The sequence below is a fragment of the Neobacillus muris genome (assembly GCF_943193175.1).
GTDB lineage: Bacteria > Bacillota > Bacilli > Bacillales > Cytobacillaceae > Neobacillus > Neobacillus muris.
Genome location: NZ_CALPDF010000065.1, coordinates 1 through 15,557 on the forward strand (window position 1 = coordinate 1; position 15,557 = coordinate 15,557).

The window sequence follows — 15,557 nt, forward strand, 5'->3', positions numbered from 1 at the left end:
TTTAAGCCGGCTTATTGAAGACAATATAACAAAAATTCAAGAGACAATTGTCTTCAATCGGAAAGAATAATGACCAAATTTGGAGTTGTCTTTTGAATGGCTAATTTATTTTGTTTATTGGCGATGGAGATGAAAGCCCGTTTTTCAAAAAACAGAACCAAATGGGCTTTCATAAAGCGGTCACAAATCAACTACCCTGCTGCTCCCTCAAATACTGATAAATCAAAAATGGCCCCTTGTCTGACGTAATTTGCAGAAAGGAGGAGATAAACGGGTAATCACAATTTGGCATCATTTTTGTTAGCTCACTCCACCATTCTGTCTCATAACGGGCAATCATACTTAAGTTATACAGCAGCAAATAATGAACAAGCAATTCATGGAACATAAACAAAGGCGGTCTTGACAAAGGAAATGCCCATACATGCTCTTCAAGATTATACTTTAGTGGAGGCACTTCTGTTATTTTCTCCTGCATTAATTGAAACGACAGCCCCTCGCCTAAAAACTCAATCTTATGTTTAATCTTAGCAGCTAGAAAATCTTTAAATCGATTCTCCGTCATATGATAATGATCCAATATGTCTTCTGGTACCACAAACTGTTTTCCATCCCAATCCAGCTTTTTAAACGTTCTCTTTCCGGTATGAAAAGAAAATAAGTCATCCAGCTCGGGGATCATTTGCAATAATTCCTCCATCATCACTTTCTCGCCATCTGTTTGTTTCATATGGAACAATTTTTCTGACATAAACGGAAATAGTCCGTTTTTTTGCAGTTTCACCTCGTCTTGAAAAAACAAGTAGTTCTGTTTCTTTCGCTTTCGGGTCGATACACCATGCGCCAATACGGCGGTCGTTTCCGGATAAGCTGGATCGACTGTCAGGATGCAGGCTTTAATCAAATGGACGAGCCCATAAAAAAGCAGGATGGGTTTAATAACAAGCGGGGCATTTTTCGCCTGCTCATAATAAATTTGTCCATGTTCCAGATAATAAAGGAAGGCATAACAATTTTCATAGCTCTTCTGTTCTGCCTGTTCCAACTGGAGCTTTTGATAGCATTTTTTTAAAAAAAGCTGACAGTATTCGGCTGAGAAAAAACGGCTAAAGCTGTTCCAGCCTTTATATGGAATCTTCAAAGCAAATCACCTTTTTCAGAAAAATCAATCTAGTGCTTCTTCCTTGACAGTATTTTGTCCAATTGGTAACCTACAAATAATATTTTTTGTCCTGGGGGCTGTTAAAATGTGGGAAAATAAGTTTGCTAAAGAAGGATTAACCTTTGATGATGTATTATTGATTCCGGGCAGGTCTGAGGTACTTCCAAGGGATGTAAGTTTACAGGTTGAATTGTCACCTAATGTAAAGCTGAATATTCCGATTATAAGTGCAGGTATGGACACCGTGACGGAATCGGAAATGGCCATTGCCATGGCACGCCAGGGCGGACTGGGAATCATTCACAAAAACATGACGATTGAGCAGCAGGCCGAGCAAGTTGAAAAGGTAAAAAGATCAGAAAGCGGTGTGATCACAGACCCATTTTTCCTGACTCCAGAGCATCAAGTTTTTGATGCCGAGCATTTAATGGGAAAATATCGAATTTCCGGAGTGCCAATCGTCAATAACCTCGAGGAACAAAAGCTGATTGGGATTATCACAAACCGGGATCTTCGATTTATTCAAGACCAGGACTACTCCTTTAAAATTGCCGATGTGATGACCAAAGAAAATTTGATCACTGCTCCTGTAGGAACGACCTTAAAGGAGGCAGAAGAAATTCTCCAAAAGCATAAAATAGAAAAATTGCCATTAGTGGATGAAAACGGTGTGCTTAAGGGATTAATTACGATCAAGGATATTGAAAAGGTCATTGAATTCCCTAACTCGGCAAAGGATAAACAAGGCCGCTTATTGGCAGGCGCCGCAGTCGGTGTCACAAAAGACACGATGAAACGCGTAGAGGCCCTTGTCGAAGCAAACGTAGATGCGGTCGTCGTCGATACTGCACATGGGCATTCAAAGGGCGTCCTTGAAACCGTCAGAGAAATCAGAGCCGCTTATCCAAATTTAATGATCATTGCCGGTAACGTCGCAACAGGCGAGGCTACTAAAGCACTAATCGAAGCTGGTGCCGATGTGGTAAAAGTAGGGATTGGACCTGGATCCATTTGTACGACACGGGTCGTTGCTGGTGTGGGTGTCCCGCAAATCACAGCCGTTTATGATTGTGCTACTGAAGCCATGAAACACGGAAAAACCATCATTGCAGATGGCGGCATTAAATATTCCGGTGATATTGTTAAAGCAATCGCAGCTGGAGGGCATGCGGTTATGCTTGGAAGTATGCTTGCGGGTGTAACAGAGAGCCCAGGAGAAACAGAAATTTTCCAAGGGCGGCGCTTTAAGGTATACCGCGGCATGGGGTCCGTTGCGGCTATGGAGAAAGGCTCGAAGGACCGGTATTTCCAAGAAGACAACAAAAAATTTGTGCCTGAAGGAATTGAAGGGCGTCTTCCATATAAAGGGCCATTGGCAGATACCATCTATCAGCTGGTCGGCGGCCTGCGTTCCGGTATGGGGTATTGCGGAACAAAGGATATAGAGGAATTGAGAACCAAGGCTCAATTTATCCGCATGACGGGAGCCGGCTTAAGAGAAAGCCACCCGCATGACGTTCAAATTACAAAAGAAGCACCTAACTATTCGTTATCTTAATAGGAAGCGGCTGACACAACGTCAGCCCTTTTTTATGTAAAAATAGGGCATAAGCAAAAAGTCCTGTATTTAGTAAATAAAACTAGCAAATTGGAAATAAGATGGTCCGATGCTCTGTCTATGAATTGCTAGTGAGTTATGTTAAAATATCCAAAGTGTAATAATTCGTTGGAGGGCGTATGATCTTGAATAAACTACTTTTAAAAAAAATGGCAGCCGGAGCCTTGGCTATTTTGCTGTTTCTTAGTCCATTAGCCGGTTTGGATAAAGCGCAAGCAGCAGCACAATTAAATATTAATGCAGATGGAGCCATTTTGGTTGATGCAGAATCAGGCAAAGTGCTGTATGAAAAAAATGCCGACACCGTATTGGGCATTGCCAGCATGACAAAGATGATGACCGAATATTTGCTGCTGGATGCGATCAAGCACGGGAAAGTGAAATGGGATCAAGAATACCAAGTCAGTGACTTAGTTTATCAAATTTCCCAAAGAACCGACCTGTCCAATGTACCTTTACGGGCAGATGGAACCTACAAAATCCGGGAATTATATGAAGCAATGACGATTTATTCAGCCAACGCTGCGACCATTGCCATTGCTGAAACCATTGGCGGATCGGAAACCAACTTTGTTAAAATGATGAATGAAAAAGCTGAAAAATTAGGCTTGAAAGATTTTAAATTTGTCAATTCCACTGGTTTAAATAATGTCGATTATAAAGGATTGCAGCCAGAGGGAACCGGAGATGATGAGGAAAACGTCATGTCTGCCCGCGCTGTGGCGAAATTAGCCTTCCATTTGATTAACGAGTATCCTGAAGTTTTAAAAACAGCCAGTATCCCAAGGAAGACATTCCGTGAGGGTACTGATGATAAAATTGACATGATCAACTGGAATTGGATGCTTCCTGAATTAGATTATGGCTATAAAGGGGTAGACGGACTGAAAACAGGTACAACTGATTTTGCCGGCTATTGCTTTACAAGCACAGCGATGCGTGATGGAAAACGATTTATAACAGTTGTTCAAAATGCAAAGGACGCAAACGGTGCTGGCGGTTATAAAGCCCGGTTTGATGAAACGAAAAAAATGCTTGATTATGCATTTGCCAATACGAGCAAAGAAGAAATTCTGCCAAAGCATTATCAAGTGAAAAATCAAAAAACCCTTCCTGTAACGAAAGGGAAAGACGACCAAGTAAAAATTTATACTAAATCTGCCATTGATATGGTCATTTCTAATGGGGAAAAAGAGAATTATAAAGCCGTGTTAGTGCTTGATAAAGATAAAGTTGATAAAAATGGCAAATTGACAGCACCAATTAAAAAAGGTGAAAAGGTTGGATACGTTAAGTTAGTGCCTAAGAATGGCGAGAAGGTCAGCTTCTTGACGGAAGAAGGCCAAAAGAAGGTACAAGCAGACGTAGTTGCGGCACAAGGTGTTGAAAAATCCAACTGGTTTGTATTGATGATGAGAGGAATTGGCGGCTTCTTTGGAGACGTCTGGCACGGGATCTCCTCCACTGTTGGCGGATGGTTCTAACAAGAAAATATTGGATAGATTAGAAACGGGTTCCTAACTTGACAGGAGCCCGTTTTTGTTGCTTAATGATTTTATGGAATCATAATTCCGACTAATTTAGACGGAGTTTCCAATTAATAAGCTAAATTTTCTTAATTTTTAGTAATAAGAGGAGTCGAGAAAAATGAGAACTGGTACAGATCGTGTTAAACGCGGTATGGCAGAAATGCAAAAAGGCGGCGTGATCATGGATGTGGTCAATGCCGAACAAGCAAAGATTGCAGAGGAAGCAGGCGCAGTGGCTGTAATGGCATTGGAGCGGGTTCCATCTGACATTCGGGCTGCTGGCGGAGTTGCTAGAATGGCAGATCCTAGAATAGTAGAAGAGGTAATGAATGCTGTATCTATCCCTGTAATGGCAAAGGCACGGATTGGCCATATTGTGGAAGCGCGTGTCCTAGAAGCAATGGGGGTTGACTATATCGATGAGAGTGAAGTATTGACTCCTGCTGATGAAGAATTCCATTTAAATAAAAAAGAATATACAGTGCCATTCGTTTGCGGCTGCCGTGACCTTGGAGAAGCTGCCCGTCGGATCGGTGAAGGAGCCTCTATGCTGCGCACCAAGGGTGAGCCTGGAACAGGCAATATCGTTGAAGCGGTTCGCCATATCCGCAAGGTGAATGCACAAGTTCGCAAAGTAGTCTCCATGAATGAAGATGAATTGATGACAGAAGCAAAGCTGTTAGGCGCACCCTATGAAATCCTTCTTGAAATCAAGCGCAATGGAGGTCTTCCCGTTGTAAACTTTGCGGCTGGCGGTGTGGCGACACCTGCCGATGCGGCGCTTATGATGCAGTTAGGGGCAGACGGCGTGTTTGTAGGTTCCGGCATTTTTAAATCTGAGAATCCTGCCAAGTTTGCTAGAGCCATAGTGGAAGCTACTACTCACTATCAAGATTACAAACTGATTGCTGAACTTTCTAAGAGCTTAGGCACACCAATGAAGGGGATTGAAATTTCTTCCTTAGCACCTGAAGCAAGAATGCAGGATCGCGGCTGGTAAGAATGGGGACTAGCCTCTACGGAGGACTTCAAACGCATGACGGCATGTCCCAAACCGACATAAGGGGGGAATTTTGATGAAAATTGGCGTTCTGGCATTGCAGGGGGCAGTCCGCGAGCATATGCAGTCATTAGCGGCATGCGGCGCAGAAGCCATTGCGATTAAGCATAAAGAAGAATTGCAAGAAGTGGATGGCCTCATTCTCCCAGGCGGGGAAAGCACCACGATGCGCCGGCTGATTGATAAATATGATTTTATGGATGCATTGAAAGAGTTTGCTGCACAAGGCAAGCCAATGTTCGGCACCTGTGCAGGGCTGATTCTATTAGCCAAGCATTTGGCCGGGTACAGTGAACCTCACATTGGCGTGATGGACGTTATGGTGGAACGCAACTCGTTTGGCCGCCAGGTGGATAGCTTTGAGGCAGACCTCGCGATCAAAGATGTGGCTGACAGCTTTCCAGCTGTGTTCATTCGTGCACCGCATATCGTTGAGGCTGGAGAGAATGTCGAAGTCCTTTGCAAACACAATGGACGAATTGTAGCTGCACGAGAAGGGCAATTTTTAGGGTGTTCCTTCCATCCTGAATTGACAGATGACCATCGCATGACGGCGTATTTTGTGGATATGGTCCATCAGGCGAAACAGAAGCAGCCTGTATAAACGGGTTGCATTTGGCTAACAATTATAGTAAATTATTAGAAAAGCGGAAGCAACCGCTATCTAATATCGTCTAAAGCGATGAGAGGAACTAGTAACAGGCTGTTTATTCTAAAGAGAGCCGATGGCAGGTGCGAATCGGTGAATAATGCTTGTGAATCCCTCCTCGAGCAAGGTACGGAATGCCTCATGCCTATGGGGTTAGTAAGTACTTTCGGTTAAATGCCGTTAAAAGGTTCAAGGTGGACAGCCTATGCTGTCAACCAGGGTGGTAACGCGGGTAAATCTCGTCCCTGTTTTGGGGACGGGATTTTTTTATTTTTTTAAAAAGGAGTGTCTAAAATGTTGGATTTAAAGTATTTACGGGCAAATTTTGAGGAAGTAAAAGAAAAATTGCAGCATCGCGGTGAAGACTTGACCGATTTCGGCCGATTCGAAGAGTTGGATGTAAAACGGCGGGAATTGATTGTCGAGACTGAAAATCTGAAAAAAAGAAGAAATGAAGTAACACAGCAAGTGGCAGCATTAAAACGTGAGAAGAAGGATGCTGACCAGTTAATCGCAGAAATGCGCGAGGTTGGCGATCAGATTAAACAGCTGGATGGGGAATTAAGAGAAGTAGAAGAGACACTGGAACTATTATTGCTCAGCATCCCGAATATCCCGCATGAAAGCGTTCCTGTTGGTGACACTGAAGAGGAAAATGTTGAAATTAGAAAATGGGGCCAGGTCCGCGACTTTGGCTTTGAAGCGAAGCCGCATTGGGATATTGCTGACAACTTGGGAATCCTTGACTTTGAACGTGCGGGCAAGGTGACCGGCAGCCGCTTTGTCTTTTATAAAGGCCTTGGGGCACGCCTTGAGCGTGCGCTGATGAGCTTTATGCTTGATTTGCATGTGGATGAGCACGGCTATACCGAGATTCTCCCTCCTTACATGGTCAATCGGACCAGTATGACAGGAACAGGCCAGCTGCCTAAGTTTGAGGAAGATGCCTTTTTAATCGAAAGCGAAGACTATTTCTTAATTCCAACAGCGGAGGTGCCGGTAACCAACTATTACCGGGATGAAATTTTAACTGGCGAGGAGCTTCCTATCCGCTTTGCTGCTTACAGCGCATGCTTCCGTTCCGAGGCGGGATCAGCCGGCCGCGATACACGGGGATTGATCCGCCAGCATCAATTTAACAAAGTCGAGCTTGTTAAATTTGTGAAGCCTGAGGATTCCTATGAGGAGCTTGAAAAATTGACTCATGATGCGGAACGGGTTCTTCAGCTGCTCGAACTTCCTTATCGAGTGTTAAGCATGTGCACAGGCGATCTTGGCTTTACCGCCGCAAAAAAATACGATATCGAGGTTTGGATTCCAAGCTATGGCATGTACCGCGAAATTTCTTCTTGCAGTAACTTTGAGGCGTTTCAGGCGAGACGGGCGAACATCCGCTTCCGCCGCGATCCGAAAGCAAAGCCGGAACATGTTCATACATTAAACGGTTCTGGCCTCGCGATTGGCCGCACGGTTGCCGCCATCTTAGAAAATTACCAGCAGGAAGACGGCAGTGTCGTGATTCCAAAGGCATTGCGTCCATATATGGGAAATCGTGAGGTCATCAAACCAATGTAACCCCCTGCCAGACGGATTCCTGTCCGTCTGGCTTATTTTTCTGAATATTTTTTTATGGATAGATCAAGTTGACATGGAAATAAAGATGTGATAAATTATCTTTTGTTGTACGGAGGAATACCCAAGTCCGGCTGAAGGGATCGGTCTTGAAAACCGACAGGCGGGTTAAACCGCGCGGGGGTTCGAATCCCTCTTCCTCCGCCATCAATATATGATACACGCGCATAAAAACTGGAGATAGAAAGATCGCTGCCCTGGCTGCAGTGATCTTTTTTTTTAAAAAGAAAAGCACATATTGGGCTTATCCAATATGTGCTTTAGAAATAAATAGAATGTCATTTAATTTTTCCTCGACCTCTAGGCAGACACGCTTTGCATCTTGAGGGTTTTGAACCACATCAGTATGGTCCATATCAATGATCAACACTTCACTGGCATTATAATGGTTGGTTACCCATTCATCATAACCCTTCCAAACTTCAAAATAATATTCCTTCAATTCTGGATTGATTTCGAAGCTGCGGCCGCGCGACATAATCCGGTCAATCACGGTTTCAAAAGAGCCCTTTAAATACACCATCAAATCAGGGGCCTTTTTCGGAAGTTCATTCAACTCTTCCAACATGTTATCCACGAGGTCTTCATAAATCTTAAATTCCAGTTCAGAAATCCGTCCCAAGTTCTTATTCACATAGGCAAAGTACCAATCTTCATAAATGGAACGATCCTGAATGGTGTAAATGGGGTTTTCCCAGTTGATGCAGTCTTTAACCGTCTTAAACCGTTTGTTTAAAAAGAACAGCTGCAACAGGAACGGAATCCGTTTTGCATCTAATTCTTCTGGTGTCAGTTCATAATAAAGCGGCAAAATCGGATTATCATCGACTGACTCATAAAAAACCTTACTTTCAATTCCTTTATGCTGAAAGTGGCCTTTTAATAAATCGGCCACGCTTGTTTTACCGAGACCAATCATGCCACCAATAACAATACTCACAAACATCCCCCTGCTCTATAATATATTTGTCCAGCTGCTTGCTTTAAGCGCTGATGAAAGTTTTTCAATAATATAGTCCAAATCCTGTTCATTTTTGACGAAATCCAACTCATCACCATTAAAGCGGAGAACTGGAATGTCCGGATGCTCTTTTTCAAAGACAGAGAGCGTTTGTTCATAGTCTAGTGATAGCTGTTCCAAATAAAGCGGGCTAATATTTTTTTCAATTTCACGTCCGCGCAATTGTATTCGTTTTAGCAAAGTATCCAGACTGGCATTTAAATAGATAATGACATTCGGCTTAGGCATATCCTCAGTTAAGATCTGATAAATTTTATAGTATTTTTTGTATTCCGCCGCATTTAATGTCCTTTGAGCAAAAATCAAATTTTTAAAAATATGATAGTCCGCGACAACAGCTCTGCTTTTGCTCAAATAATGGGTATTAATATCCCCCAATTGCTTGAAGCGATTGCAGAGAAAAAACATTTCTGTTTGGAAACTCCACTCCTCAATGTTTTCATAAAATTTCCCCAAGAATGGATTTTCATCAACAATCTCTTTTAAAAGAGCGAATTGGAAATGCTCTGAAATGGCTTTTGCGAGAGATGTTTTCCCTACGCCAATCGGCCCCTCAACGGTAATAAAGGGTATATCCCCCATATTGCTGCTCCCCCTTCTCCACTGCCTGTACATTCTATGATTAAACGGATATTTGTGAAATAGATGTCTTTTTCTTCTATAGTTTATTTTCTACACGTTTCTGCAGAATGCGACAATTTCCATAAACACAAATGATATTTTATCATAATCTCTGGCAGGAAGGGATATGGAAAATATATTATATAAAAAAACTGCCAGGCTGCCGGCAGTTTTCAAATCTTAGCGCTTCGTCACATTAAAATTGTCTACGATTAACAGCCAGTTTTGCGGGAAGGCTAATCCGAGCTTCCAGTAACTCATGCCCCGAAGATTCATCGATTTAATTAAATCAAACTTTGCCTGAATCGATCGAGCGTCTTCAAACCAAACTTCATGCTGTTTGCCGTCCTCTGCTGTATACCTAAAGAAGGGGGCTTGGGCCCTTGTGTCATATTGAATCGGGACATTGTGCTGCGCTGCCAGTTGAATCGCCTGCTGCGGGCTGATGGCCCTTGCCACCGACCCTTGCACAAACGGCAGGGTCCAATCGTATCCATATAAATTTTGTCCCATCAAAATTTTAGTGGATGGAATATCGGTGACAGCATAATCCAATACTCTTTTTACCTGGTCAATCGGGGAAACGGCCATAGCCGGACCGCCGCTGTAGCCCCATTCGTACGTCATAATGACCACAAAATCGACAATTTCCCCGTGTGCCCGGTAATCATGGGCTTCATACCATCTTCCTTGCTGCCCGGCACTCGTCTTTGGGGCCAATGCTGTGGATATCAGCCAGCCCTGCTGAGAAAACCGTTGTTTCGCTTTTCTTAAAAAATTGTTATAGGCTTCGCGGTCGGCGGGACGCAGGTATTCAAAGTCAAAGTGAATATCCCGAAAACCATATTGATTGGCCATATCGACGATATTATTGAGAAACCGGTCTTGAATCTCCATATCCGTCAGTAAAATCCGCCCAAGCTCATCGCTGAATTGGTCATTTTCCTGATTGCTGATGACCATCATCAATACATTTCCGTTGGCTCTGGCGATTGCAGGAAGGTTGTTAAGCGGAGGTGCTTTTAATGTTCCTTCCCGGTCGACCTGAAAGCTAAACGGAGCTAAATACGTTAAATAGGGTGCTGCCTCACGGGCGCTTTGTTCCAGCGCTGGGGCTACTGTCGTACCGCGCGGCTCTACATAGGCATTAAACTCCGCATTCCGTTTGGTTCTTTCGGGAATATATAGGCGCAGGCCGATTTGAAGCTGCTGATTAGCCGAAATGCCATTCATCCTAGCAAGCTCTTGAGCCGAAATGCCATACATTCTGCCGATCGCATATAATGATTCACCAGGCTGTACGAAGTGAAACCGTCCAACGATGGGAATCACAATTGATTGACCAATAACCAGATTATTTGGATTAGGAAGATCATTTGCTTCGACAATATCGTTCACGGTTGTTTGAAAGGTCCTCGCAATGGTTGTCAAGGTTTCACCCTGTCTGATGACATGGATTTGCATCCTCATCCCTCCTTAGCAAACTGGCGCTACCACCATTTTATGAGACCTGATTAGGAATCATGTTATAATGTGAATAATTTATAGAAAAGCGGAAGTGCCCTGGTCAGCGCCGTATGCCTGAAACAGGGCAAATTAGGAGCCAACGACAATGAGTAACCTGGATGAATTGTTTATGAAGGAAGCCATTAAAGAAGCGAACAAAGCGGAGCAAATAAATGAGGTTCCAATCGGGGCGGTAATCGTCCATGATGGAAAAATGATTGCCCGGGCCCATAACTTACGGGAAACTGAGCAAAATTCCCTTGCCCATGCGGAACTTCTTGCAATTGAACAAGCCTGCCGGGAACTGGGCTCATGGAGATTGGAGAATACCACTCTTTATGTCACACTTGAACCATGTCCAATGTGTGCCGGAGCGATTATGTTATCTCGGGTGGAGCGGGTCGTATACGGGGCAAAGGACCCGAAAGGCGGCTGTGCCGGAACCCTTATGAATCTCCTGGACGATCCTCGGTTTAATCATCAATCTATAGTAGACAGCGGTGTATTGGAAGAAGAGTGCGGACAGTTGCTGTCGGATTTTTTTCGAAAACTGCGGCAGCGAAAGAAGCAGGAAAAGGAATGGCGCCGTAAACAACAGGGTTTAGGTGATTTACAGTAATTTACAGTTCAATATCGATTGCTTTTTTCATGGATTGTTTGTATACTTAAAAAGCGTCAGATAAGACGCATGAAACACAATTTTGCCGTGCTAGGTGGGGAGGCAGCGGTGCCCTGTACCCGCAATCCGCTCTAGCGGGACTGAATCCCTTCCTGAGGCTGATGACCTGTAGGGTCTGCCTTAAGTAAGTGGTGTTGACGCCCGGGTCCTGCGCAATGGGAATCCATGAACCATGTCAGGTCCGGAAGGAAGCAGCATTAAGTGGACGCTCCCATGTGCCGCAGGGGTGCCTGGGCTGAGCTAACTGCTTAAGTAACGCTTATGGGCGTCAGTCGAAGGAAGGTGCACGGCAGTACATATTAAATACTAAACTCATCTCTTGCCAGAAGGGATGAGTTTTTTTATAAATCAAGAGGAAACGCTTTGAAATATGGAAAAAAGATAGGCTATAATGGATTAGATGAGAAAGTATGAAGGGAGCGGTGCCGCATGTCTTATCAGGCGTTATACCGTGTTTGGCGGCCTCAAACATTTATAGATGTAGTAGGACAGGAACATGTCACCAAGACATTGCAAAATGCTCTGCTTCAGCAAAAGATTTCTCATGCTTACCTATTTTCCGGCCCAAGAGGAACAGGAAAAACAAGTGCGGCAAAAATTTTAGCTAAGGCGATTAACTGTGAGCATGCACCAACAGCTGAGCCGTGCAATGAATGTGCAGCCTGCCGTGGCATTACCGACGGGACGATTTCAGATGTATTGGAATTCGACGCAGCTTCCAACTCACGGGTGGAAGAGATGCGGGATGTGTTGGACAAAGTTAAATTTGCCCCAACTTCGGTGAACTATAAGGTGTACATCATTGATGAAGTGCATATGCTGTCGATCAGTGCTTTTAATGCTCTGCTAAAAACATTAGAAGAGCCGCCAAAGCATGTTATCTTTATTTTGGCGACCACAGAACCTCACAAAATTCCATTAACGATTATCTCACGTTGCCAGCGGTTTGATTTTAGGAGAATCACAGCTAGTTCGATCGTTAATCGGATGAAGCTAATTGTGGAGGAATCGGGGATTGCATGCGACGAGCCTGCCTTGCAAATGATTGCCAGGGCAGCGGAAGGCGGAATGCGTGATGCCTTAAGCTTGCTGGATCAGGCGATTTCTTATAGCCAGGACCGCGTAACCTTGGAGGATGCCTTGACGGTAACGGGGGCAGTTTCTCAAGGATTTTTAAATAAAATCGCTGCCGCTTTTCGGGAAAAGGATGTTGCCAGCGGTTTGGAGTCCTTGCATGAGTTGTTGTATCACGGAAAAGACCCAGCCCGGTTTATTGAGGATTTGATTCTTTTTTACCGTGATATGCTGTTGTATAAAACAGCTCCAAAGCTGGAGGAATCTCTTGAACGAGTCATGCTCGATGACGAATTTCGAAATCTTGCAGAATCAACTCCTGCTGAACAGATCTACGATTTAATTGATTTGCTCAATAAAACACAACAGGAAATGCGCTGGACTAACCATCCAAGGATTTTTCTTGAAGTAGCGATTGTGAAGCTGTGCCAGATGGAACAAAGGCCAGAAATGCAGACTGCAGCACCAAAAGAAACGGGGCAGCTCATTTCCCGCATTGAAATGCTTGAAGCCGAACTGCGGCATCTGAAGGAAAATGGCCTAGTGAGCACTGGACAAGAACCGGCATCCCAGCAGCAAAAGCAGGCCCACCGGCCAACGAAGCGAGCCTTCCAGCCGGCAACTGGGAAAATAAATGAGGTATTAAAGCAGGCAACCAAAGGTGATTTGAATATTATAAAAGCAAATTGGGGAGAAATGCGTGCAGGTCTTTTGAAATCCCACGCGGCATTGATCAATGAGGCCGAACCGGTTGCTGCCTCACCCAATGCGTTTATCTTAAAATTCAAGCATGAAATCCACTGTCAAATGGCGATGGATAAACATGATTTTATTGAGGCGGTTACCGCTTCCTTATATAAACTGACAGGCAGAAGGCTTATGCTGCTAGGTGTTCCTGAGGAACAATGGCCGTCCATTAGGGAGGAATTCCTCAGCCATCACGGAGGTTCCGAGGAAGGAAACGTCGCCGAGCAGGAGGAGGAGCTTCATATTGCTGAGGCGAAAAAATTATTTGGTGCCGAATTTGTGGAAATCATTGATTAATTCATGTATATCTTAAAAGAGATGAATTCAAAATAGTGAAATTTGGAGGTAATGGAATGAAACGTGGCGGAATGGGAAATATGCAAGGTATGATGAAGCAAATGCAAAAAATGCAGAAGCAAATGCAAGAGGCGCAGGAACAGCTTGGCCAAGAGAAAATCGAAGGAACATCAGGCGGCGGTATGGTGACTGTTGTGGTTACTGGACATAAGGAAGTCGTAGATGTGCAAATTAAACCTGAAGCTGTTGACCCAGATGATGTAGAAATGCTGCAGGACCTTGTATTGGCTGCGGTTAATGATGCATTAAAGAAAGCGGATGAGCTGACAAATAATACGATGGGCCAATTTACAAAAGGGTTAAACCTGCCATTCTAATAAAAGCCTAGCAAGGTGTCTAGGGACTTTTAGCTGCTAAAAGAGCTAAAGCCAAGACACCTTTGCTGTTTAGAGAGGAAAAACGAAAATGCATTATCCTGAACCGATATCAAAGCTGATTGACAGTTTTATGAAGCTGCCTGGGATCGGACCGAAGACTGCCTCCCGGCTGGCTTTTTTTGTCTTAAGTATGAAAGAGGATACTGTCCTTGATTTTGCTAAAGCATTAATTGATGCGAAGCGGAAATTGACATACTGTTCTGTTTGCGGCCATATAACGGATCAAGATCCCTGCTATATTTGTGAAGATGTACGCCGCGATAAGAGCATAATATGTGTAGTGCAGGATCCTAAAGATGTAATTGCAATGGAAAAAATGAAGGAATTTAACGGCCTGTACCATGTTCTCCACGGGGCCATCTCTCCGATGGATGGAATTGGGCCTGAGGATATTAATATCCCTGGTTTATTAAAACGGCTTCAGGATGAAACTGTCCAAGAGGTTATTCTTGCGACAAACCCCAACATTGAGGGGGAAGCAACAGCGATGTACATCTCTCGTTTGCTCAAGCCATCAGGCATTAGAACAACGCGTATTGCTCATGGGCTCCCGGTAGGCGGGGATCTGGAATATGCGGATGAGGTAACCTTATCAAAGGCATTAGAAGGCCGAAGAGAGGTATAAGAAATAAACATAATTGCCGGAGGTATGGTCATGTTTTTTCGGCGTAAAGGACGGCTTCGCAGCGAATTTGACGAAAAAGTATTAGTTCAGTTAAACCACTATAAAGAAAAATGGCATCAGGAAAAAAATCTGTTGGAAAAGAGCTTAGATCCCTCTGAAGATGTGATTTGCCAGACAAAAATAGCTGAAGCAAAATATATTCTTCTTTTAAAAGAAGCAAAATATCGAAAAGTGAATTTGCGCAGATAAGTATATGAAGAGGATGATTCAACGAGGGGTACCACGTTAGAGTCATCCTTTTTTGGTCTATTTGTCCCAGCCTGTACATATAGTTTCATTAAAAAGCTCTTTGAAGGGGGATCGTTTTATTGGAACCGGTTATTATCATTGCCGTTTTAGGAGGGTTAATCATTCTGCTGTTATTTACAGGTGCCCCTTTTAAGCCGGCACGATTTATTGGGCAGACTGCGATAAAAATAGTCATCGGGGCCTTATTGTTATTCTTTTTGAATGCGGTGGGAAACCGATACGGAATTCATGTTCCCATCAATCTGATTACATCCGTTATTTCTGGATTTCTCGGAATTCCGGGCGTATTGGCCTTAGCTGCAATCGATCACTGGGTACTTTAACAACCGCTGCCAGCCAGCGGCTTTTTATTAATTAAGTTCTTTAAAAAAAAACAAAAAAGTGTTGACTATAATTCGTTTATTGTGTAATATATTAAAAGTCGTCACAAGGACGATAACGAAAAGATTAAAATGTTGTTGACATTAACAACATGAAATGTTATATTAATATAGTCGCTTTGATGCGATGAAAGAAATTGGTCTTTGAAAACTAAACAAACAAAAACGTCAACAATAAAATATTCGTTTCTTTTTGAAATGAAGCCAACGT

At 43.5% G+C, this 15,557-nt stretch carries 15 protein-coding genes, 1 tRNA gene, 1 other RNA gene and 1 other annotated feature; of the genes, 13 read left to right on the plus strand and 4 right to left on the minus strand.

Annotated elements, in window-relative coordinates; translation table 11 throughout:
* Positions 1 to 187 precede the first annotated feature (187 nt).
* A complete protein-coding gene (locus NFS43_RS23395; protein WP_251555354.1) occupies positions 188 to 1,141 on the minus strand; it encodes a YaaC family protein in 954 nt (317 codons plus the stop codon).
* A gap of 106 nt (positions 1,142 to 1,247) precedes the next feature.
* On the opposite strand from NFS43_RS23395, the gene guaB reads away from it, so the two are divergent.
* From guaB to NFS43_RS23425, 6 genes are all read left to right on the plus strand, one after another.
* Complete coding sequence (gene guaB, locus NFS43_RS23400) at positions 1,248 to 2,720, plus strand: IMP dehydrogenase (RefSeq protein ID WP_251555355.1); 1,473 nt, start codon at positions 1,248 to 1,250, stop codon at positions 2,718 to 2,720.
* 179 nt (positions 2,721 to 2,899) lie between these two features.
* Complete coding sequence (locus NFS43_RS23405) at positions 2,900 to 4,264, plus strand: D-alanyl-D-alanine carboxypeptidase family protein (protein ID WP_420910357.1); 1,365 nt, start codon at positions 2,900 to 2,902, stop codon at positions 4,262 to 4,264.
* Positions 4,265 to 4,427: 163 nt separating this feature from the next.
* Positions 4,428 to 5,309 carry a pyridoxal 5'-phosphate synthase lyase subunit PdxS gene (gene pdxS / locus NFS43_RS23410; RefSeq protein WP_251555357.1) on the plus strand — a complete coding sequence of 294 codons (882 nt, stop codon included), beginning with the start codon at positions 4,428 to 4,430 and terminating at the stop codon, positions 5,307 to 5,309.
* 73 nt (positions 5,310 to 5,382) lie between these two features.
* On the plus strand, positions 5,383 to 5,973 hold the full coding sequence (gene pdxT, locus NFS43_RS23415) for a pyridoxal 5'-phosphate synthase glutaminase subunit PdxT (protein WP_251555359.1): 591 nt from the start codon (positions 5,383 to 5,385) through the stop codon (positions 5,971 to 5,973).
* A gap of 69 nt (positions 5,974 to 6,042) precedes the next feature.
* Positions 6,043 to 6,268: a binding site (T-box leader), on the plus strand.
* 44 nt (positions 6,269 to 6,312) lie between these two features.
* Complete coding sequence (gene serS, locus NFS43_RS23420) at positions 6,313 to 7,593, plus strand: serine--tRNA ligase (protein ID WP_251555360.1); 1,281 nt, start codon at positions 6,313 to 6,315, stop codon at positions 7,591 to 7,593.
* Between the two features lie 111 nt (positions 7,594 to 7,704).
* Positions 7,705 to 7,797: transfer RNA gene (locus NFS43_RS23425), tRNA-Ser, on the plus strand.
* 97 nt (positions 7,798 to 7,894) lie between these two features.
* Here NFS43_RS23425 and NFS43_RS23430 read toward each other — a convergent pair.
* The 3 genes from NFS43_RS23430 to NFS43_RS23440 all read right to left on the minus strand — a co-directional run bounded on the left by NFS43_RS23430 (position 7,895) and on the right by NFS43_RS23440 (position 10,756).
* Complete coding sequence (locus NFS43_RS23430; protein ID WP_251555361.1) at positions 7,895 to 8,590, minus strand: deoxynucleoside kinase; 696 nt, start codon at positions 8,588 to 8,590, stop codon at positions 7,895 to 7,897.
* A 15-nt stretch (positions 8,591 to 8,605) separates the two neighbouring features.
* Complete coding sequence (locus NFS43_RS23435; RefSeq protein WP_251555362.1) at positions 8,606 to 9,253, minus strand: deoxynucleoside kinase; 648 nt, start codon at positions 9,251 to 9,253, stop codon at positions 8,606 to 8,608.
* A 219-nt stretch (positions 9,254 to 9,472) separates the two neighbouring features.
* Positions 9,473 to 10,756 (minus strand): glycosyl hydrolase family 18 protein, encoded by a 1,284-nt coding sequence (locus NFS43_RS23440; RefSeq protein WP_251555363.1) that lies wholly within the window; start codon positions 10,754 to 10,756, stop codon positions 9,473 to 9,475.
* 148 nt (positions 10,757 to 10,904) lie between these two features.
* Between NFS43_RS23440 and tadA the strand changes: the two genes are divergently transcribed.
* The 7 genes from tadA (at position 10,905) to NFS43_RS23475 (ending at position 15,289) form a co-directional block, all read left to right on the plus strand.
* Complete coding sequence (gene tadA, locus NFS43_RS23445) at positions 10,905 to 11,417, plus strand: tRNA adenosine(34) deaminase TadA (protein WP_251555364.1); 513 nt, start codon at positions 10,905 to 10,907, stop codon at positions 11,415 to 11,417.
* Positions 11,418 to 11,502: 85 nt separating this feature from the next.
* An RNA gene (ffs, locus tag NFS43_RS23450) (signal recognition particle sRNA large type) lies at positions 11,503 to 11,767 on the plus strand.
* 139 nt (positions 11,768 to 11,906) lie between these two features.
* Entirely contained in the window at positions 11,907 to 13,595 is a 1,689-nt protein-coding gene (dnaX, locus tag NFS43_RS23455) for a DNA polymerase III subunit gamma/tau (RefSeq protein WP_251555365.1), read from the plus strand.
* 56 nt (positions 13,596 to 13,651) lie between these two features.
* A complete protein-coding gene (locus NFS43_RS23460; protein WP_251555367.1) occupies positions 13,652 to 13,972 on the plus strand; it encodes a YbaB/EbfC family nucleoid-associated protein in 321 nt (106 codons plus the stop codon).
* A gap of 88 nt (positions 13,973 to 14,060) precedes the next feature.
* Complete coding sequence (gene recR, locus NFS43_RS23465) at positions 14,061 to 14,657, plus strand: recombination mediator RecR (RefSeq protein WP_251555369.1); 597 nt, start codon at positions 14,061 to 14,063, stop codon at positions 14,655 to 14,657.
* Between the two features lie 30 nt (positions 14,658 to 14,687).
* A complete protein-coding gene (locus NFS43_RS23470) occupies positions 14,688 to 14,906 on the plus strand; it encodes a YaaL family protein (protein WP_251555370.1) in 219 nt (72 codons plus the stop codon).
* A 119-nt stretch (positions 14,907 to 15,025) separates the two neighbouring features.
* The gene (locus tag NFS43_RS23475) at positions 15,026 to 15,289 is read left to right on the plus strand and encodes a pro-sigmaK processing inhibitor BofA family protein (RefSeq protein WP_251555371.1); all 264 of its coding nucleotides are present in this window, start codon (positions 15,026 to 15,028) and stop codon (positions 15,287 to 15,289) included.
* Positions 15,290 to 15,557 lie beyond the last annotated feature (268 nt).